At 36.5% G+C, this 20271-nt stretch carries 23 protein-coding genes; 19 read left to right on the forward strand and 4 right to left on the reverse strand.

Features of this window, described 5'->3' with window-relative positions:
• The first annotated feature begins 33 nt into the window (after window positions 1-33).
• The 15 genes from HNQ94_RS00715 to HNQ94_RS00785 all read left to right on the forward strand — a co-directional run bounded on the left by HNQ94_RS00715 (window position 34) and on the right by HNQ94_RS00785 (window position 12129).
• Window positions 34-1596, forward strand: coding sequence for an ABC transporter substrate-binding protein (locus HNQ94_RS00715; RefSeq protein WP_174496328.1), 1563 nt, complete (start codon window positions 34-36; stop codon window positions 1594-1596).
• Window positions 1597-1647: 51 nt separating this feature from the next.
• Window positions 1648-2592 (forward strand): ABC transporter permease, encoded by a 945-nt coding sequence (locus HNQ94_RS00720; protein ID WP_174496329.1) that lies wholly within the window; start codon window positions 1648-1650, stop codon window positions 2590-2592.
• A gap of 28 nt (window positions 2593-2620) precedes the next feature.
• Entirely contained in the window at window positions 2621-3451 is an 831-nt protein-coding gene (locus HNQ94_RS00725) for an ABC transporter permease (protein WP_174496330.1), read from the forward strand.
• Window positions 3452-3508: 57 nt separating this feature from the next.
• On the forward strand, window positions 3509-4507 hold the full coding sequence (locus HNQ94_RS00730; RefSeq protein WP_246199997.1) for an ABC transporter ATP-binding protein: 999 nt from the start codon (window positions 3509-3511) through the stop codon (window positions 4505-4507).
• Window positions 4497-5492 (forward strand): ABC transporter ATP-binding protein, encoded by a 996-nt coding sequence (locus HNQ94_RS00735; RefSeq protein ID WP_174496331.1) that lies wholly within the window; start codon window positions 4497-4499, stop codon window positions 5490-5492. The genes HNQ94_RS00730 and HNQ94_RS00735 overlap by 11 nt, the downstream gene beginning before the upstream one ends.
• 185 nt (window positions 5493-5677) lie before the next feature.
• A complete protein-coding gene (locus HNQ94_RS00740) occupies window positions 5678-6559 on the forward strand; it encodes a MurR/RpiR family transcriptional regulator (protein WP_174496332.1) in 882 nt (293 codons plus the stop codon).
• 305 nt (window positions 6560-6864) lie between these two features.
• Window positions 6865-7209: a DUF4181 domain-containing protein gene (locus HNQ94_RS00745; protein ID WP_174496333.1), complete on the forward strand. Its 345-nt coding sequence runs from the start codon at window positions 6865-6867 to the stop codon at window positions 7207-7209.
• 290 nt (window positions 7210-7499) lie between these two features.
• Window positions 7500-8015 (forward strand): RNA polymerase sigma factor, encoded by a 516-nt coding sequence (locus HNQ94_RS00750; protein WP_174496334.1) that lies wholly within the window; start codon window positions 7500-7502, stop codon window positions 8013-8015.
• Window positions 8008-9021 carry a YhfM domain-containing protein gene (locus HNQ94_RS00755; RefSeq protein WP_174496335.1) on the forward strand — a complete coding sequence of 338 codons (1014 nt, stop codon included), beginning with the start codon at window positions 8008-8010 and terminating at the stop codon, window positions 9019-9021. The genes HNQ94_RS00750 and HNQ94_RS00755 overlap by 8 nt, the downstream gene beginning before the upstream one ends.
• 275 nt (window positions 9022-9296) lie before the next feature.
• On the forward strand, window positions 9297-9719 hold the full coding sequence (locus tag HNQ94_RS00760) for a hypothetical protein (RefSeq protein WP_174496336.1): 423 nt from the start codon (window positions 9297-9299) through the stop codon (window positions 9717-9719).
• 137 nt (window positions 9720-9856) lie between these two features.
• Window positions 9857-10231 (forward strand): Imm50 family immunity protein, encoded by a 375-nt coding sequence (locus HNQ94_RS00765; protein WP_174496337.1) that lies wholly within the window; start codon window positions 9857-9859, stop codon window positions 10229-10231.
• Window positions 10232-10343: 112 nt separating this feature from the next.
• Window positions 10344-10814, forward strand: a complete 471-nt coding sequence (locus HNQ94_RS00770; RefSeq protein ID WP_174496338.1) for a hypothetical protein — start codon at window positions 10344-10346, stop codon at window positions 10812-10814.
• Between the two features lie 220 nt (window positions 10815-11034).
• Window positions 11035-11394 carry a YhfM domain-containing protein gene (locus HNQ94_RS00775; RefSeq protein ID WP_174496339.1) on the forward strand — a complete coding sequence of 120 codons (360 nt, stop codon included), beginning with the start codon at window positions 11035-11037 and terminating at the stop codon, window positions 11392-11394.
• Between the two features lie 112 nt (window positions 11395-11506).
• Complete coding sequence (locus tag HNQ94_RS00780) at window positions 11507-11755, forward strand: hypothetical protein (protein WP_174496340.1); 249 nt, start codon at window positions 11507-11509, stop codon at window positions 11753-11755.
• Window positions 11752-12129 (forward strand): retropepsin-like aspartic protease, encoded by a 378-nt coding sequence (locus HNQ94_RS00785; RefSeq protein ID WP_174496341.1) that lies wholly within the window; start codon window positions 11752-11754, stop codon window positions 12127-12129. Before HNQ94_RS00780 ends, HNQ94_RS00785 begins: the two co-directional genes overlap by 4 nt.
• A 360-nt stretch (window positions 12130-12489) precedes the next feature.
• Here HNQ94_RS00785 and HNQ94_RS00790 read toward each other — a convergent pair whose 3' ends face one another.
• From HNQ94_RS00790 to glcD, 3 genes are read right to left on the reverse strand one after another with little or no spacing between them, the layout of a single operon-like run.
• Window positions 12490-13161: a class I SAM-dependent methyltransferase gene (locus HNQ94_RS00790; protein WP_174496342.1), complete on the reverse strand. Its 672-nt coding sequence runs from the start codon at window positions 13159-13161 to the stop codon at window positions 12490-12492.
• Between the two features lie 14 nt (window positions 13162-13175).
• On the reverse strand, window positions 13176-14486 hold the full coding sequence (locus HNQ94_RS00795) for a (Fe-S)-binding protein (RefSeq protein WP_376697723.1): 1311 nt from the start codon (window positions 14484-14486) through the stop codon (window positions 13176-13178).
• The gene (glcD, locus tag HNQ94_RS00800; protein WP_174496343.1) at window positions 14483-15886 is read right to left on the reverse strand and encodes a glycolate oxidase subunit GlcD; all 1404 of its coding nucleotides are present in this window, start codon (window positions 15884-15886) and stop codon (window positions 14483-14485) included. Before glcD ends, HNQ94_RS00795 begins: the two co-directional genes overlap by 4 nt.
• 196 nt (window positions 15887-16082) lie before the next feature.
• Between glcD and nagA the strand changes: the two genes are divergently transcribed.
• The 3 genes from nagA to HNQ94_RS00815 are packed head-to-tail and all read left to right on the forward strand — an operon-like array spanning window position 16083 to window position 18909.
• The gene (gene nagA / locus HNQ94_RS00805) at window positions 16083-17243 is read left to right on the forward strand and encodes an N-acetylglucosamine-6-phosphate deacetylase (protein ID WP_174496344.1); all 1161 of its coding nucleotides are present in this window, start codon (window positions 16083-16085) and stop codon (window positions 17241-17243) included.
• A complete protein-coding gene (nagB, locus tag HNQ94_RS00810; RefSeq protein ID WP_221452457.1) occupies window positions 17230-17964 on the forward strand; it encodes a glucosamine-6-phosphate deaminase in 735 nt (244 codons plus the stop codon). The genes nagA and nagB overlap by 14 nt, the downstream gene beginning before the upstream one ends.
• Before the next feature lie 21 nt (window positions 17965-17985).
• Window positions 17986-18909 (forward strand): M14 family metallopeptidase, encoded by a 924-nt coding sequence (locus HNQ94_RS00815; RefSeq protein ID WP_174496345.1) that lies wholly within the window; start codon window positions 17986-17988, stop codon window positions 18907-18909.
• A gap of 65 nt (window positions 18910-18974) precedes the next feature.
• Here the strand turns inward: HNQ94_RS00815 and HNQ94_RS00820 are convergent, their stop codons facing one another.
• A complete protein-coding gene (locus HNQ94_RS00820) occupies window positions 18975-19457 on the reverse strand; it encodes a hypothetical protein (RefSeq protein WP_174496346.1) in 483 nt (160 codons plus the stop codon).
• 279 nt (window positions 19458-19736) lie between these two features.
• Here HNQ94_RS00820 and HNQ94_RS00825 point away from each other — a divergent pair, with 279 nt between their 5' ends.
• A complete protein-coding gene (locus HNQ94_RS00825; RefSeq protein WP_174496347.1) occupies window positions 19737-20252 on the forward strand; it encodes a DoxX family protein in 516 nt (171 codons plus the stop codon).
• Window positions 20253-20271 lie beyond the last annotated feature (19 nt).

Genomic DNA, 20271 nt, shown 5'->3' on the forward strand with positions numbered 1-20271 from the left:
ACATTTTTCACAATTAAAGGGAGGAACACGAGGATGAATAAAAAAGGTTTTATATTAGCTTTCCTATTTGCTAGTGTCATGGCATTGTTAATCGCTTGTTCAGACAATAGCAATACGGATGAACCAGGTAACGATAACGATTCAAACAATGATGGAGAACAAGCAGAGCAAGTATTAAAAATTGCGAACGACCAAGAGCCAGCAGGTTTAGATCCACATAAGACACCTGCACATTCTTCTGTTAGAATTTACTCTCAAGTTTATAGTGGCTTAGTACAGTTTGACGCTGACATGAATGTTGTTGGTGACTTAGCAGTTGATTGGGATCAACCAGACGATCAAACGTATGTGTTTAATCTTCGTGAAGGTGTGAAGTTCCACAACGATCGTGAAATGACTGCTGAAGATGTGAAGTACAGCTTTGAACGTATTTTAGATGAAGAAACAGCTTCTCACATTGCTTCTTATTTCAGTAATGTAGATAGCATTGAAGTTTTAGGAGATTATCAAATTCAGTTTAACTTGAAGTCTGCTGATGCTACATTCTTATCTAACTTAACAAATGCTAGTGCTGCAGTAGTTGCAAAAGAAGTAGTAGAAGAAAATGGTGACCTACAACAGGTTGCAGTTGGTACTGGTCCTTTCGTATTTGAAGAGTGGGTTCCAGATAACCGCGTTGTTTTATTGAAAAATGAAAACTACTATGATGAAAACTTACCGAAACTTGATCAAGTAATTTACTATACGATGAAAGATGAAGCAGCAAGAATGTCAGCTATCCGTACTGGAGAAGTTGATTTAACAACAGTAAGTGCACAGTCTGCTGATTTAATAAAAGATCAAGAAGGATTAGAAGTAAAAGACTATCAATCTTTAGAATATAGCTACGTAGGATTTAACAACGAACATGAAATTTTAAGCAATGAAAAAGTACGCCAAGCATTAAGCTTAGCGACTAACCGTGAAAGTGTTGCAGATATTGTTTGGGGTGGAGACGCTGTTGTTTCTGGTCCAGTAGCACCTTCAATGGGAGATTGGGCAATCGATGTAACAGAGCATGAACTATACTCTAACAATCTTGAAAAAGCAAAAGAACTTCTAGCTGAGGCTGGATATGAAAATGGATTCGATATTACGATTACAACTGCATCAACGTATGCTGATATGGTTGACACGGCACAAATCCTTCAACAACAATGGGCTGAAATCGGCGTTAACGCTGAAATCAAGCAAATTGAGTGGGGCGAGTACATTGACACTTGGGTTAACAAAACAGCTGATATTTTAGTTGGACGTAACGGATCTGGTACTGACCCAGATAGAGCATTAAACTATTTCTTCCATACAGAAGGATCTGCTAACGTATGGAACTTCTCAAATGCTGATTATGATGAACTTGTTACAAAAGGTAAGACGACAGTTGATTTAGCAGAACGTAAAGCAATTTATGACCAAGCACAAAATGATTTATTGACTCTATCACCAAACTTATTCCTAGTATCACCAATGAAATATGTTGCAGTAAGAGATTCTGTAGAAGGCTTTACTCCATATCCACATGATGGAGAATACATTCTTGAAGTAACAAAAAAATAACACAGTAAAGGCTGCTTCGGCAGCCTTAAACTCTTATTAAGGGTGAGTTCGATGTATGCATACATTCTAAGAAGATTATTCATGTTGATTCCTGTTTTATTCGGAGTATCGATCGTTATCTTTTTTACATTAAGAATTATACCAGGTGATGTTGCCGCTACTATTTTAGGAACGGATGCTACTCCTCAAGCGCTAGCACAGCTGCGAGAAGATTTTGGTTTAGATCAGCCACTCTATCAGCAATATTTTAGTTGGATGGGTGGAGTGCTTACAGGAGATTTTGGAGAATCTATGCGTACTGGTCAAGAGGTTCTACCAGATATTATGAGCCGTTTCGCTATTACGTTTGAATTAACGATTTTATCGGCTTTCATTTCATGGATTATTGCCATTCCGTTAGGCATCATTGCAGGGATTAAGAGAAATTCAAAAACGGACTTTGGTGTTAGAATTATTTCCTTACTAGGGGTTTCCGTGCCAAACTTTGCTTTAGCAACGGTATTAATTTTAGTTCTTTCATTATCTTTTTCATACAGTCCTCCAGTTGGGTATGTTGGATTTTTTGAGGATCCAATCACGAACCTACAAATCTTACTTCTCCCAGCTATCGTTTTAGGAACATCAATGGCAGGTGCAGTAATGAGAATGACTCGTTCTTCTATTTTAGAAATTTTAAGACAAGATTTTATTCGTACAATTCGTGCAAAAGGTGCGAAGGAACGTGTTGTTATTTTTAATCACGCACTTCGAAATGCGATGATTCCGATCCTTACAATCATCGGAATGCAAATTGGTGTTTTATTAGGTGGGACAGTAATTATCGAGCAAATTTTTTCGCTACCAGGATTAGGACAGCTAGTGTTGACAGGTATTAATCAACGCGATGTCATTGTTGTTCAAGGGGCTGTCTTATTTATCGCATTTGTTTTTGTCATTATTAACTTGATTGTAGATATTTTATATTCTTATTTGGATCCAAGAATAACGTACAAATAAGCTAAGAAAATAAGGAAGTGTGATCTTCATGAGAGAATTCGTACAACGACTGATTGATGACAAAATCGGTTTAATAGGTTTTATTGGAATTCTAGTCGTTATAATAATAGCAATATTTGCTCCTCTTATTGCTCCATATGCACCGGATAAAATGTTTACAGAACATGTCTTAGAAGGACCTAGTGGTGAGTTTTTATTTGGAACGGATCAGTTTGGTCGAGACATTTTTAGTAGAATCGTATATGGCGCGCAAGTATCCTTAAAGGTAGGTTTAATTGCAGTAGGGATAGGGGCAACTGCCGGACTAATATTTGGATTAATTGCTGGTTACTTTCAAGGGAAAGTGGATCAAGTCATTATGCGTGTAATGGATGTCTTCTTTGCATTTCCTGATATTTTATTAGCATTGACGATAGTGGCTGTTTTGGGTCCAAGTTTAACAAATACGATGATTGCAATCGGTGTTGTATTTACCCCTGTTTTTACAAGGCTTGTAAGGTCTGCCGTTATGTCTGTGAAGGAAAATGAGTATTTAACGAGTGCAGTTGCAATTGGTGTACATCCAGTAAAAATCATTGCCAAGCACATTACACCAAATATTATGGCACCTTTTATTGTACAAATTACCCTAGCTTTGTCTGGAGCTATCTTAACAGAAGCAGCGTTAAGCTTCCTTGGACTAGGCGTTCAACCACCAGATCCGTCATGGGGAGTTATGTTAAACGCAAGTAGAACGTACATGGAATTTGCTCCATGGACAATCATTTTTCCAGTAACAGCAATTGTATTTACGATTTTCTGTTTCAATTTACTAGGTGATAGTTTACGAGACATATTAGATCCTAAATTAAAGCGTTAATGGAAGCATTTCATCTTACTGTATAGGCTAATTGTGAATTACAAGGGGAGAGTTAACGTGAATTCTGTATTAGAAATTAAAGACCTATCGATAGACGTAATGACAAAAAAGACTAGATATAATGTTATTAAAGATATTAACTTAAATATTGGAAAGAAAATGAAGTATGGGATTGTTGGGGAATCAGGAAGTGGAAAAAGTTTAACTTCCCTAGCTATTATGAATTTACTTTCTGATGTTCTTCATGTCAGTGAAGGAAGTATTAACCTTCATACGGAAAAGACGAAAGATCTGACAAAACTATCCAAAAAGGAAATGCGTCAAGTAAGAGGAAATGAAATCTCAATGATTTTCCAAGAGCCGATGACTGCATTAGATCCCTTATATACGATTGAACATCAGCTATTGGAAGTATTAAAGTTTCACACGGACTATAGTAAAAAAGAAATGCGTGAAATGGGTATTGATATGTTAACGAAAGTTGGGATATCACGCGCAAAAGAAATTTTTAAAAGCTATCCGCACCAGCTTTCAGGTGGGATGCGCCAACGTGTCATGATTGCAATGGCATTAATTTGTCAACCTAAATTACTGATTGCAGATGAACCAACTACTGCCCTAGATGTTACTATTCAAGCCCAAATACTAGATTTGATGAATGAGCTTTCCGAAGCCCATGACACATCTATCCTAATGATTACCCATGATTTAGGTGTTATTTTGGAAACGTGTGAAAGAGTTGCCGTTATGTATGCTGGCCAAATTGTAGAAGAAACAACCGTGGAGAGACTTTTCAAAAATCCTTCCCATCCATATACGCAAGGACTACTAAAGTCTATTCAATCTCTAGGGGATCGCAAGGAAAAGTTATACTCTATTCCTGGAAATGTACCAACTCCACAACAATATCAACATATGGGATGTAGGTTTGCGACTCGCTGTCCTCATGCGATGGAAATTTGTAAAACAAAAGAGCCTACTATGTTCTCTGTAGAAGATGATCATACGAGCAAGTGTTGGTTGCATGATGAGGAGGTTGAAGCGGATGGAAGGTAATACGTACGTTTTAGAAGTTAACAATTTAAAAAAGTATTTCCCTATAAAAGGGGGATTACTAAAGAAAACAGTCGGCCATGTAAAAGCGGTAGATGACATTAGTTTCCACGTCGAAAAAAACGAAACCCTTTCATTAGTAGGGGAAAGTGGATGTGGGAAATCAACGACTGGTAGAACGATTTTACGTTTATATGAATCGACATCCGGAGAAGTGTTCTTTAACGGAGAAAATATTATGGACATTCCAAAGGGAAAATTCCGTGGAATGCGTAAAGATATTCAAATGATTTTTCAAGATCCTTTTAGTTCCTTAAACCCTAGGATGAATGTAAAGCAATTATTAATGGAACCAATCTTAACGCATAAATTAGTTTCCAGAAAAGAAGCCAATGATTTAGTTGTGGAAATGATTGAAAAAGTGGGACTATCAAAAGAACAATTAAACAGGTATCCCCATGAGTTTAGTGGTGGACAAAGACAACGAATTAGTATTGCTAGAGCATTAATTGTAAAGCCAAAATTAGTTATTTTAGATGAAGCTGTTTCTGCATTGGATGTTTCGATTCAATCACAAATTTTAAATTTATTAATCCAGCTTCAAGATGAGTTTGAATTAACGTACATCTTTATATCCCACGATTTAAATGTGGTGAAACACGTGAGTGATCGTGTGGCAGTCATGTATTTAGGTCAGATGATGGAACTAGCAGAAACGAAGGATTTGTATGAAAATCCCCTACATCCGTATACGAAAGCATTATTGTCTGCAATCCCTTCGCTTGACCCGGATAAAAAGAAAGATAGAATAATATTGCAGGGGGATGTACCAGATCCATCAGATCCGCCTAGTGGATGCCCGTTTCGTTTACGATGCCCAATGGCATTTGATCGTTGCGCGGAAGAAAAACCGGAATTTTTGGAAAGAGAAAAAAATCATTGGGTTGCATGTCATTTATTTGACGAACAAGAGGAAGCCGATGCTTAAATAAATGTTTTTTAGAAATGATAATGTATGGATAAAAAGATATAGAATGTCCTGTGCAGTTGAAAGACCAAACAGCCGGCCTTTGTGAGAATCTTGTTTTAATTAGGTTTAGAGTCACAAGGAAAGCGATTGTTTTTCAACTGTGGGCTTATAATAAGACTATTTTAATTGAAAGTTGGTACCATATGACAAGAACAAATGCGGGCATTTTTATGTTAAAGGAAATGAAGGACAAGCTTCCACCGTCTGAACGTAAAATTGCTGAGTTCATATTAAACCAACCAGAGAAGGCTATTAGCATGACTGCGGCAGAACTTGGTAAGGCAACGACAACTAGTAGTGCGGCGGTTATCCGTATGTGTAAGTCTTTAAATATTAAAGGTATACAGGAACTGAAGCTAAGAATTGCTGGTGATTTGCAGCGAAATACGAAAGAGGTAGACCTACGAGATATTGAGCCAAATGAATCTTGTATTTCTACCATCGAAAAAATGACCTCCCATAGTATTCAAACAATCCAAGAAACAGCGGATTTGTTAGATACAGGTGAATTAGCAAGAGCGGTAGAGGTTCTGTTAAGTAGTGAGAAAATTCATTTCTTCGGTGTAGGTGCTTCTAGTATTACGGCGCTCGATGCCCAGCAAAAGTTTTTGAGGATTAATAAGGCTGCAAGTTCTTTTACTGATTTGCATATGGGTGCCACGGCTGTGGCCAATGCTACAGAGAAGGATGTTGTGATGGGCATATCTTTTTCTGGGGAAACATATGAAGTAGCAAAAATTTTACAACTGGCAAAAGATAGAGGAGCAACGACCATTAGCTTAACAAAGTATGGCAGCTCTATTGTGACGGAATACGCAGATATACGTTTATATACATCAACTTCTAAAGAAGCAACCTTCCGAAGCGGTGCAACATCTTCACGACTAGCCCAGCTTCATGCACTGGATATTTTATTCATGTGCGTTGCTTCCCAAGCTTATGACGAAGCAGTAACCTATTTAGATTCCACACGAGATGCGATATCGTCTTTACATGATGATTCGGTTAAAAAGAAGAAAAAGTAACAAAGGATTTTTAAACGAAGAAAACCCTTCAGGAACCGGATCTTATACCTATAATTAAAAATGACTACTCAATTGTATCCAAATTGGTAGTCATTTTTTTATTGTTATTAAGCTATTTGCTTATTCTTGTGATAAAAAATCGCAAACTCATTAGGTTACAATAGCTAGCGTATGTCTGTTATTTGAGAGTGAATTCGTGTACAAATTAGTATTTATAAATTAATAATAAAATGGATATAGAACTTTTGAAGAGATGTAATGGATAGGTTAAACTAATAAGAATTAGATTTGAGGGGGATTTTATAGTGGGTATTTCAACTCCGATTTTAGCAGTATTTATCGCTATTTCCTACAACCTTTTAAGGAAATTACTTATTGGGGAAGAAAAGAAAAATATATTGGAAACGACTGGTAAGAATATTTACCGATTGGGGATGGGCATATTAGGGCTAGTTGGCATTCTTACCGTTATTTTTGCTTTGGATTTGTCAGATGATAATTCTATGAAATGGTTTTGGTCAATCTTTATAACTCTTACACTTGGTTTTCAGTCTTTTATGGATTGGAAGTTTCAAAAAAACTCAAAGGAATATATCGTTCCACTTATTATACTTGTGCTAGGGATAGTTTATATTTTCATTTTTATATAAGGATTTACTCTTAAATGTGAGGGAGTATACTTATCATATTGGGGGCGAAGAGAAATAAGTAGATCATCTAATGATGGTCTTTTGTTTTGATCAAGATATATTGCAGTATTATGTTCATGCTTAATTATATAATCTTCAGCTAACGAATCAGATAAGTTATTTAAATTGATATAATCAAAGAGCCTAACAGGAAATTGTTAGGCTCTTATAAATTTTTTTAATTAAATAGGTGTCATAAGTAAGAAAGTTAATCGTCTATTAAATGAGTAATATAAATGGAGGCAACTTTCATGTCAAGAGAAAGCACTATTTCAGATTGGTTTAATGAATATGGCAATGATGTATATCGCTTTTTAGTATTCTATACTGGCACCTTAGATGTAGAGGATTTGGTCCAAGAGGTGTTTATAAAAGCCATTAAGAATTTACATACCTTTAAAAATAAATCAAGTCCTAAAACTTGGCTTTTCATTATTGCTAGAAATCTAGCAATTGATGAAATGAGAAGTAATAAAAAAAGTATGTGGAAAAAGTTGATAACAATAGAGGATGCAGGTGATCTGCTATCACCTAGCGAGCAGAATCCTGAGACGATATTTCTGAATAAACAGTATGAAAATGAACTAAATGGTGTAATTCAATTATTAAACAAAAATTACAGGGAAGTAATCATATTAAGAAGTGTTAATCAGCTGTCCGTATCCGAAACTGCTGCTGTATTAAATTGGTCCAATGAAAAGGTGAGAACTAATTATTACAGAGCAATAAAAGCAATACGAAAACAATGGAGGGATAATAGTGAATGAAAAGGACGATTTGAAGGATATAGAGCAAAAAATAGAAAGATATTCTAAAATAAATATGAGTGATAAGGACTTTAAGAACATACATCAAAATCTAATGAATGTTGCTAATAGTTATGATGAAAAAGAAAGAAGAGGAAAGTTTATTGGAAAAATCCCTTTCTTATTTGCTAGTGTTGCATCAGTTTTCATAATAGGGCTACTGTTTTTTTCAATGGATGGTAGTACCGATACTGATGATACAGGTCAGGCAATTAAAGGAAATCTATCCGAAGATCTAACAGAACAACAAAAGGTTTTAAATACTGACGGTACAATTTCTTTCAATGAAGTTGAAACATCTATAAAAGAACAAGAGTTAGAACTTAAAGGGATTGAATTACCAGAGCAGAATTTTTTTATTCAAGAATTAAATGGAATTTCACCTGAAGTATATTCATTGGAAAGTAATACATTATCAATATATGTATTCCCTACGGCTATTGAAAGAGAGAAAGGAATGAAAGCATTTGAAGAATTAACCGCAACGGTAAAATTGGTACCTTTTAAAGCCTATAGTGTGAAAAATGTAATTGTATTCCATTCTGAAGGAGACGTGGAAACAGACAACAAACTGAGTACCGCAATAAACGAGTTACTAGAAAAAAAGAATGATAACAAGAATGAACTTGTTAAATTAGACGGAAAAATGGTTGTAGGTACTAATGTTTCAAGAGTTGGCGAAAACATGAATCATATTAAGGAACCGCATGTATCTTTTACTCAACAAAACTCAACTGAACTTCAAACTTTTGTTGATGCTATTCAAAAAGCAAAAAAAGTAGATGGTGTAGTTGATATGCTAAAGGCTGACTATGTTCTTACATTAATTTTTGAAGACAAAACTAATTCCACTTACTCCTTATGGTTAGGAACTGATGGAGGTTCCATTATGGATGAGAATAATACTCACACAGTGTACATATTGCCAGCAGAATTGGTTGATGATTTAAACGAGTATGTCAGATAAAATAATAAACAACTCCATTACATACGTTTGATTCTTAACGAACTGTGAAGTGTTGAACTTAAAATAACGGGTGTAAGAGTGAAACAAGTAGATCATCTAATGATGATCTTTTCTTTTTTATCAGGAGTTATTGTAATATCATGTTAAAATTTAATCACGGGATCTTGTGCTAACGGGGGGAGTAAAGTGAAAAAATCTTTATAACTGGATTAATAATCATTTCGCTTCTAGTTGGTTGTCAAGAAAAGTCTGATAAAGAGGTTGTCGTTAAAAGCTTGAAAACGGACTTATTTGAACTTACTGTTGAAGTTCCTACTATTGTAAAAAAGGGAGAATCTTATAAAATACGAGAATCATTGAAATATATCGGCTTTAAAAAAGAATTTGGACGCGGAGCACAATTTATATACTCCCGAATATATGATGATGCTGGTGAATATGTTCCCAACATCGGTCCCTCGGAGGATGAAAATGCAATATGGAACTACACAGAAATATTTCCATACGATGAATTTAATGAGGAATATGAACTTACCTTTCAAGAAGAAGGGATTTATACATTAGTAGTTTCCTCAAGTGAATTTCTAGTAAGTGATGATTTTTTTAAAGAAGAGGATGTAACAGGAAAGTTTTTAGAGGAAGGAAAAATAATTATGGAACCCATAGCAATGAACCCTATTATAATCAAAGTAGAGTAACTTAAACTTTATGTACTTAGCTAACAGGAGCTTTTCTACAAGGATCAGTTTTTTTATTGAATTAAAGAGCAGGAATGTTTAAGAAGAAATAATTGAAAATAGCGTTTTAACAACTGTAAGGAAGAGGTTGAAAAGTAATGTGGCATGAACATTTAACAGATAACAAATTTATATCAATGATATACACCAGTGTACCACCTCTAAATGATGTTCGTATTGAAAGGATAGCAATTTCACATGAGGGAGACCATGTACGAATTGGTTTCGATATGCCCTTTTACGCTGATAAACCACCAAGGAAATGGGTTGAAAGAGGTTATACGACTACCTTTATAGAGATAGATTTCTCTGATATTAAGGAAGTTGGTTTGAAATCAAATAATAATACATATAGAGGTAACATTGATATAAAAACTGATAGTAAAGGTGATTTTATCGTCAATATAACAGGTGAAGTTGAAGCCCAAATAAAAGCTGGTGCGGGTTTAATTCAAACAGTAAGTGGTTATTAACCTTATTCAAGTAACGGGGGCGAATGTTTAACTAGAGTATTCGCTTTTCCTTGTTAAAGTAAGAAGCAGCTTTAGTTCAAAGTTCAAATGATGGTAGTGAGGAGGGGAGTAATTGAGAAAGAGGATTTTTTGGATTCTTGTAATCACATTCATTGTTCTTATAGGAAGTCTTTGGATTATTGAAGTAAGGGATAAACATGCCCTTGAATTAGCTCAAACAGAGGCTTTTGCAACAGAAGCATTATTTGAGCAAGCAAATAACACATATGAGTTATTAATGTCTTATAACGGTGACGAAATTCAAGAAAAGGTTAAAATGTTTGGGGTTCGTTCTTTAAAAACAGCTGATACTTTATATTTGACAACTATGGGTGGTGTTAATGCAATAAATGAAAATTACATTGCTAGGGCAGCTTTTGATGGTATAAGAGGAGTTCAAAATACTCTTTCTAAAGAGACCCTAACCTCTGAGGATTATAATATTATGCTTTCATATTTATCCCAGATAGAAGGTGCTGTTGAGATGACGGCTAAGAAACTTAAAACATTGGAAAAGAAAATCAATAACTATTGGTGGAAATAAGTGAATTTAATTATATTAGATGTTTATAGTGTTATTTTGCTATTCAACAAACGGGTAGCTTAAACACAACAATAGAAACAACAATTTTTAAGGCGTTCCTCTTCAAATATCGAACAGCATAGTTAACAAGCCTTAGATTTGGATAAATCAATAATATAAGTAACTAACATAGGAAATTATTTCGTCTAAATTAAAAAGGTAGTTAAGGGAGGTTACATCTATGAAAAAAATAAGTTTTGTCTTATCATTATTTCTATTATCAATTGGTTTATTTGGTTGCCAGCAGAATAGTAAAAGTATAGAAAAGATAACTATTGATTCAATGGAGAGCAATACCGAAACAATAGTTATAGAGGATACAAAAACAATTGAAAAAATTAAAGAAGTATTTGAAAAAGCAGAAAAACAACCAGGAATCGTCAATATGGCAGACCCTGAATATAAAGTTGAAGTTGGAGAGGAAACGTATTTCCTTTGGATTGAGGAAAAGTCTGGAACAATTATGAATACTGAGGATTCACATACGATATACTCTCTATCCTATAATTCAATCAAACAAATGGATGAGTTCTTGAACTAACGGGATGCTTTAGCACAATACGCTCTATTTTAAAAGACAGTCGCTATAACATATGATAGTTGTATAAAACGGTGATATAATAATGGTAAAGAGTAAAAGGGCGGTATATATTATGAAATGGCCAGAGGTTAGAAGAATGTACCCAAATCAATATGTGAAACTTAACATCATTGACTTTTATCTAGAAGGCGATAAAAAGATTGTAACTGATGTTGCGTTAATTAATGTTGTTGAAGATCCTAAATTAGCTACTAAAGAGTTACTTAAGTCTAAGGGCGATACAATTGTTTATCATACAGGTGCTGAAGAAATCGTAATTGAGATGAGAAAAGCAATAGGTTTAAGAAGTATGAGATTATGAAGTTAGAATTTGTAAATCATTTACTAGAAGTTGAAATGACTATTTCCTACAAAGACAAAAAGAAAACAATAGATAAGCTTGTTATTGATACAGGTGCAGCTCATACTCTTATTTCGTCTGATGTTGTTGATGAGATAGGCATATACTTTGAAAATGGAGATCGTCTTGTAAGCTCTTATGGAATTGGCGGTGAGGATTATTCTTTCCGTAAACCAGTTGATTTTATCAAGCTAGGCAATTATGAAATTCCAGATATGAAGTTAGACTTTGGTAATTTAGATGATTGGGGAATCAATGGGTTAATAGGACTAGATATATTAATGAATGGACACTTTATCATTGATTTAGGAAAATTAGAATTAATACAAAATTAATAATGCAGATAAATCTATTGAAACTACGGCTACACAGTGCTAGAAATATTGACGATTAACATCATGGCTTTGGAAAAATGCTATGATGTTATTTTTTATTTTAAACACTGATGTTTGTGAGGTAGTGTACTTAAAGTAAAGGGTAGCTTTAGTGGAAGAAGGATTTAAATATAAATATTAGTTACGACTCAGTTCTTATTGAACTGTGTTATTTTTTCCAAACAAAAGCGCTGCCAAACGCAACGCTTTTTCATATACATCTTCACTATAAAATTTTGAAATAGGATTTTGCGGTAGAAAACGGAACCTATTACCTCCGCAAGCATCTTTTTATTTAAGTGCGCTTGTTCTTGTGGTCTGTTAAGGCTTAGCAATTAAAATAAGAGAAAGCGGATTTCCTTTTTCAGGATGAATAGGCTCCTGAAGATCAACTAACTGTAGCTCAGAATTACGGAGCTCCTGAACCCAAGATGCAAGGGTTCGATAATACCAAGGCATACTTGCTGAATAGCCTTCACCCATTCCATCAAATGATTCTATTTTCCAGCCATTTTCATAACGCTCGTTTTGGATAATTGCTACGGGATGCAATGTTTGAATAATAATGACACCTGTTTTACTTAATACTTTTGCACTGGCACGAATGACGGATTGGATGTTCTCTGATAAAAGAGCAAAATTGAAAACGACGACATCAAAATCAGTTCCAACACTAGCTGGATTTTTAGAAAACTGATCATAATTCAACCAATGATATTCACAGTTCCCTAGCTTTTTCGCTTCTTCAATTAAAGATTCACTTCCATCAATCCCGACTACGTCTATGTTTTCTTTAGCCAGTTCCCTAGCTAGCCAGCCTTCCCCACAACCGACGTCTAAAACTCGAGTCGGCTTGTGGGATAGTATAGCTTGCTTAATGGCCGGATTTGTCACTATATTTCTACTTTCAATTTTTTCCTCGCGAATCGATTGTGTCCATGCTTTGCTGTTTTCTTCCCAACTACTTTTCAACTGCTTTTCAAATGAGTTCAACGGATTTCCTCCTATCATTTTTCCTGTAAAGCCTCGATTAAATAGTCTGCTAGATGAACTGCCCGAATCGTATCCTGAAGACCTTCCTTTTGTATGCCTAATTTCATCTGTAAAAGGCACCCTGGATTGGTTGTGACGATTGTGTGTGCTTTTGTTCCTTTTACGTCTTCCATTTTGTGATCTAGTATTTGGTTGGACATTTCTGGTTGTACAATATTATAAATCCCAGCTGAACCACAGCATTGATCTGCTCTCGGCAACTCTTGATAGGTCACGTTTGAGATGCTTTTAATTAGCTTTCTAGGAGCATCTTTTACTCCCATCACATTTCGCAAATGGCACGAATCCTGATACGTCGCAATTTCTTCTGTTAGTTGTAAGGTATTTTGTTCATGAAACTTCATATCTACTAAAATACTTGTGAAATCGGTAATCTTGCTTGCAAATACTTCAGCCCGTTCTTTCCATTCTGGCTCATCTCGTAATAAATGATCATAATCATGGAGGAAAGCTCCACACCCACCAGCGTTCGTTATAATGTAATCTGCTTCACATTCTTCAAATGCTTCGATATTTTTTTTGGCTAGCTGTCTAGCACCTTCTAATTCTCCACTATGACCATGCAAAGCACCACAACAGTTCTGTGTTTGCGGGATATGGACGTTACATCCGGCAAGCTGAAGTAGTTTAATTGTGGACTGATTAGTCTCAAAAAACATCGTATCCATTAAGCAACCAGTAAAGAAAGCAACCGTTTTTTCGTTCGTTTTATTGACCGGGAAATAATTGCTTTCCCGTTTTATTCCTTTTGGCACTTTTGGTAGTGCCTTTTCCATTTCCGCTAGATGTTTTGGGAAAAGCCTCATAAAACCAATTTTTCTCGTTACTTTTTGCAAACCAGATCGTTGGTAAAAGGACAACAGTCCAGTAGCTTGCTTCATTCTTTTTTGGTTCGGGAATAATTGGTCAAATACCACTTTTCTAGTAGCTTTTTCTTTGAAGGATTTCTTTTTCTGCTCCTGAAAAATAGCACGTGCTTCCTCTAGCATGCTCCCGTAGTTTACTCCGGCAGGACAAGCTGGCTCACATGCTCGGCACCCTAGGCACACATTTAAGGAGTGCTCCACTTCCTCGTACTCGGTAATGAGACCATCGCGGACAGCTTTCATTAAGGCGATGCGTCCACGAGGGGAGTGTACTTCATCCTGTGTTTCCACATAGGTCGGACAGGCAGGAAGACAAAAACCACACCTCATACAATTCAGTAGCTCTTCGTCTGGTATTCTATCTGTAAATTGCTCTTGAATCGTTGTACTCACGGTTATATCACCACACGTTTTCTAGTTTCTTTCGCAAAAATTTTTCCTGGATTCATAATATTATGAGGATCAAAAGCTAGCTTTATCTGCCTCATCAGTTCGACTCCTGGCTCCCCGATCTTCCATGCTAAATATGGGGATTTCATTTCACCGACACCATGTTCTCCTGTAATGGTCCCACCTAGATTAATAGCTTCCGAGAATATATCTTCAAATGCGGCTTCGACTCTTTCCATTTCGTCCTTATTACGTAAATCTGTCGTACAGGTTGGGTGTAAGTTTCCATCACCCGCATGCCCAAATGTAGCAATGTGTACGTTATGTTTTTTGGCGATGTCGTTAATTTTCCGAACCATTTTGGCAATTTCAGAACGAGGAACGGTAGCATCCTCTAAAATAGTAGTCGGACTTAAGCGTGCTAAAGCAGACAGAGCTGTTCGTCTCGCTTGACGCAATCCTTCAGCCTCTTCTTCTGTATTGGCTAAGCTAACATCTATCGCATCATTTTCTAGACAAATATCTTTCATTTTTAACATATCGGCTTCGACAGATTGGTAGTCTCCGTCCTGTTCAATGAGTAATATTGCTTCCACATCTATTGGTAAGCCGACATTCGCATATGCCTCAACGGCTCTAATTGTAGGCTGGTCCATAAATTCTAAAGTAGCTGGAATGATGCGGTTTTCAATAATACTGGAAACAGTTTCCGCAGCATCCTCCATTTTTTTGTATAGGGCTAGCATGGTCTTTTTCGCTTTGGGCTTTGGTAGTAGCTTTAGCGTTGCTTCGGTAATAATAGCTAAGGTACCCTCTGAACCTACGAGCAGCTTTGTTAAATCATAGCCAGCAACATCCTTAGCTAGCTTACCGCCAGTACGAATAATTTCCCCATTAGCTAGAACAGCTTCTAGACCAATAACATAATCCTTTGTTACACCGTATTTTAGCCCGCGAAGACCGCCTGAATTTTCGTTGATGTTCCCACCAATTGTCGATATTTTCATGGAGCTTGGATCGGGAGGATAAAATAAATTCTTCCCTTCAACTGCATCACAAATGTCTTTCGTAATGACACCAGGCTGAACGGTTATCGTTAAATTTTTCTCATCAATTTCTAGGATGTTGTTTAAATAGGTAAATAACAATACGACTCCACCTTGGGTTGGACAAGTTCCTGCTGCTAAGTTTGTGCCAGAGCCACGAGGAACGATTGGAATTTTTTCCTTGTTACATAGTTTCACAATCTTTGCAATTTCCTCTGTTGATCTAGGGGTGATAATGCAATCCGGAAGTGCTTGAAAGTTCGGTGTTGCATCGTAGGAATACGCTAGTTTATCCGCAACGCCTGTTTTCACGTTTTCTTTTCCTATTATTTCAATCAGTTGATCAATGACTGCTTGTTCCATATTGTTCAAACCTCCTTTATGGATTATCTGAATATGTAAAGGTTAGTAAAGTTTATGAAAAGTACCACAATTTAAGATGAAAACACTTTCAACTTACTCCTATTTATTATAATATGAAAGGGAAGTGAATGAAATAATATTACACAAAAAATTATATTTTTTTAAAATATAAATACAAAACAAAGGGGGAGGCGCAATGAATATGATTATTCAAAATGTACACCTTTATTTACCCGACAAAACAATAAAAGGCTCCATTTTAATAGAAAAAGGAAAAATTAAAGCAATTGGGGAGGCTTTACCTACCGACCATACACAAGTAATGGACGGGAAAGGACTACACCTGATCCCTGGTTTTATCGATGCCCATATTCATGGAGCGAACGGGGCCGATATGATGGACGGTACAATGGATGCGTTGGATACGATGTCACGAATTTTACCAGCCGAGGGGACGACTGCTTATTTACCAACAACGATAACGAACCCTCTATCAGCTATCGAACAATCCCTTGAGACAGTTAGTGAATATGTAGAGCAAGGTTTCAACAAGCCAGGGCAAGCAGAAATTGTTGGGGTTCATTTAGAAGGCCCTTTTATTGAAAAAACGAAAGCAGGAGCACAGCCTAAGGAAGACATTGTGCAACCGAATATCGAGACATTTAAACAATTACAGCAAAAGGCTTCTGGCCTTATTAAAACAGTAACGTTGGCACCAGAACTGGATGCAAACGGGAAATTAATGACGTACTTAAAAGAAAATGGTGTTACTGTTTCGGCAGGACATACGAATGCTACTTACGAAGATATACAATTTGCTTATGATAAAGGTCTAACTCAATTAACACATTTATGTAACGCGATGACAGGCCTACATCACCGAGAAGTAGGTGTTGTGGGAGCTGCTATGCTAATCGAAGGATTAAGGAGTGAGTTAATTGTAGATGGTATACATGTGAATAAAAACATGGTACGTATACTATTTCAACAGCTGGGCCCGGAAAGAATAATGCTTATTACGGATGCGATGCGTGCTAAATGTCTCGATAATGGTCACTACACGTTAGGTGGCCAATCTGTTCGGGTCAAAGATCAGATGGCGACATTAGGAGACGGAACATTAGCTGGTAGTGTGTTACGGATGATTGATGGCGCTCAACATATGATGGGATTTGCAGGTGCTACGATCCGTGATGTCATAAAAATGGCATCTGAAAATCCAGCAAATCAAATAGGGATTTATGATCGAAAGGGTAGTATTGAAATCAATAAAGATGCGGATTTATTGCTAGTCGATGAGAATTTGAATTTATTTTCAACTTGGTGTAGAGGTGAACTAAGCTATGTTAAGGAATAGCGTCGAATCGAACATAGATATAGAAAAAGTATCTAGTTATGAAGAGTTGAGTAAAAAAGCAGCAAACATTTTGGTCGAATTGTTGCGAGAAAAACCAGCTGCCAACTTGGGACTTGCTACAGGGAGTACGCCTGTTGGGATGTATGAACAGCTAATTAAGGCCTATCAAGAAGGCAACGTCTCTTTTCAGGATACACACACGTATAATTTAGACGAATACATTGGATTAGAGAGGTCTGATCCAAATAGCTATCACTATTTTATGAAAAAGACACTTTTTGATCATATTGATATTAACCCAGACCATACTCACATTCCTTCAGGGATTGCAGAAGACTTGGAAGAAGAGTGTGTAAGCTATGAGAGATTGATTAAGGCGAATGGTGGGATTGATATTCAGATTTTGGGCTTAGGGTTAAATGGTCATATCGGATTTAATGAGCCTGGAACAGATTTTGCGTCACGTACACATATCGTAAAGCTGGCAGAGTCTACTCGAACGGCGAATGCTAGATTTTTTTCAAAAAAAGAAGATGTGCCTAAACAAGCAATTACGATGGGGATTCAATCCATTATGGAGGCGAAGAAAATTGTTCTACTTGCTTTCGGAAAAAAGAAAATGGATCCTCTTCAGCGTTTAATGAAAGGTGTAGTACATCCAGATTTCCCTGCATCCATTTTACGTTTACATCCTAATATTACGATTATTTATGGTGAATAACTTTTAAAGAGGGGGAGTTTGATGTTCGTTCAAACAGATAAAACGTACACGTATGATGTCATGGAAAAAGATTTGGAGCACCTGCAGCAAGCGTATCCTGATTTAGTTGAAGTGAAATCAATTGGTAAGACAGTATGGGGTAGGCACATATATTTAGTTAAACTAGGCTTCGGAGGGAAGAACGTATTTTTTAGTGGCTCTCACCATGCAAGAGAATGGCTAACGACGATGGTAAACATGAAAATGATCGAAGAATATGCCAATGCCTTTACAACGGGGATGAAAATAGGTGCTTTCGATGTGAAAACGATTTTATCAAATGTAACTATTTATTTCGTGCCGATGGTGAATCCTGATGGGGTAACGTTACAGCAAAAAGGATTACAAGCATTTCCGTCTGACTATCACGAACAGCTTATTGAAATGAATGAAGGCAGTACAGATTTTACTAGCTGGAAGGCAAATGCAGAAGGAATTGACTTAAATCGTCAGTACCCGGCAAAATGGGATGATATTACACAATCCCCCTTGAAGCCTGCTTCTAAAAACTACAAGGGAGAATTCCCGTTACAGGCTGTCGAGGCAAAGGTGTTATACGATTTAACGTATGAGTTAAAACCTTCTCTAGTTGCCGCTTATCATACAGCTGGCAGGGAGTTATTTTGGCATTTTCATAATAAAGAGGAACACTTAGACAGGGATTATGAAATAGCCCGCATGTTCTGTGCCTTAACAGGGTATGAACTCAATGAACCAACACCGAATCCAAGTGGTGGGGGCTATAAGGACTGGTTTGTCCAAGAATTTGCCAAACCTGGATTAACGCCTGAGTTGGCAATCTATCCAGGGGAACGACACGTTGATATTGACCAATTTGACGAGGAATGGAAACGGAATAAAGAAGCGGGACTATACTTGGCAGAAGTCGTAAGGAAGAAATTTTAATTGGCGTATACAAACGAAAAGCCAGAATCCAGATTTGGGGTTCTGGCTTTGATTTTTCGCATCTATCAATAAGACTGATTTCCCCCATTCTGCTGATTACTTTCAGTAGTAAATGAAATTCCCATCGATCGCACAGTATCCTTCGCCTGACTTAAATAAGCTTCCTTTTGGTTTTGCCATTTGATAATAAGGTCAATAAAAGGCTTGTATTCTTGACTTGCATTTTCCAGCATTGTACTTAATCCAACCCGTACCTTTTTGTTTTGATCTTGAGCATTATTTATGCAGGCTACTAATGTATCTATAATGGATTGCCGATCTTCTCCATTTATTAGTCTTTGAGCGGAACCAGTTGCCGTTAAAAGGTGATAGGAAGCAGGTACTAGGTGATCATGCATTTGCCTGTTGCCCTCTAAATCTTTGGTTGCTGGAATGTGGAAAAGCTCACTACTCATTGCGCACACCATTTTTTCAGCGAACAAACTTTGTTGTAACAGATTTAATACATCCCCCCAGTTGCTGACTCGGTAGTAATAATACGGATACATACAATCATCTCCTTTTTAAAATACGTTTTCATTATAGATATGATTATGTAGGCGCCTTAGTGTAACTAAATTATTCAGCTTAATTAATGTCGAAAGTCACAACTCCGCCATAACTTTATTACTAAATTGTGAACTGTTTCACAAACTTATTTCAAATAAAAAAAATCATGATATAGTAAGAGTGTAGTAAGAAACAAACACACAAGAATTCTTGAAAATGCATTTGTGAAATGGTGAGCAAACTAAACTAAAAATAATAAGAAAAAGGGGTTGAATGTCATGTTTGTTGATGTTCTTCGTAATAACAAAATCGTAGCAGGAGTTTTAGCATTCATCCGAATATATATTGGTTATCAATGGTTCACAGCGGGTATTGGAAAAGTAGCAGGTGGATTTGATGCAAGTGGATTTCTACAAGGAGCCATTGGCAAAGCAACGGGAGATCACCCAGCAGTGCAAGGCTGGTGGGCAGCATTCCTTGAAAGTGTAGCACTACCAAATGCAAACTTCTTTAGCTTCTTAGTAGCGTGGGGTGAAGTTCTAGTAGGCTTAGCATTGATCGTAGGTATCTTTACAAATTTTGCAGCTTTAATGGGAATCACCATGAACTTCGCATTCCTATTCAGTGGAACAGTGAGCACGAATCCACAAATGGTATTACTAACAGTATTTTTACTAGTAGCAGGCTTCAACGCAGGTCGCTACGGCCTAGACAGATGGGTTATACCTTTCCTTCGCGAGCATAACCCAACTAACAGAAATCGCAAAATCAAAAATAAGGTTGCAGCTGCTTAATAAATGATATTACAGCGGG

It is taken from the genome of Salirhabdus euzebyi (genome assembly GCF_014207435.1).
Lineage (GTDB): Bacteria > Bacillota > Bacilli > Bacillales > Alkalibacillaceae > Salirhabdus > Salirhabdus euzebyi.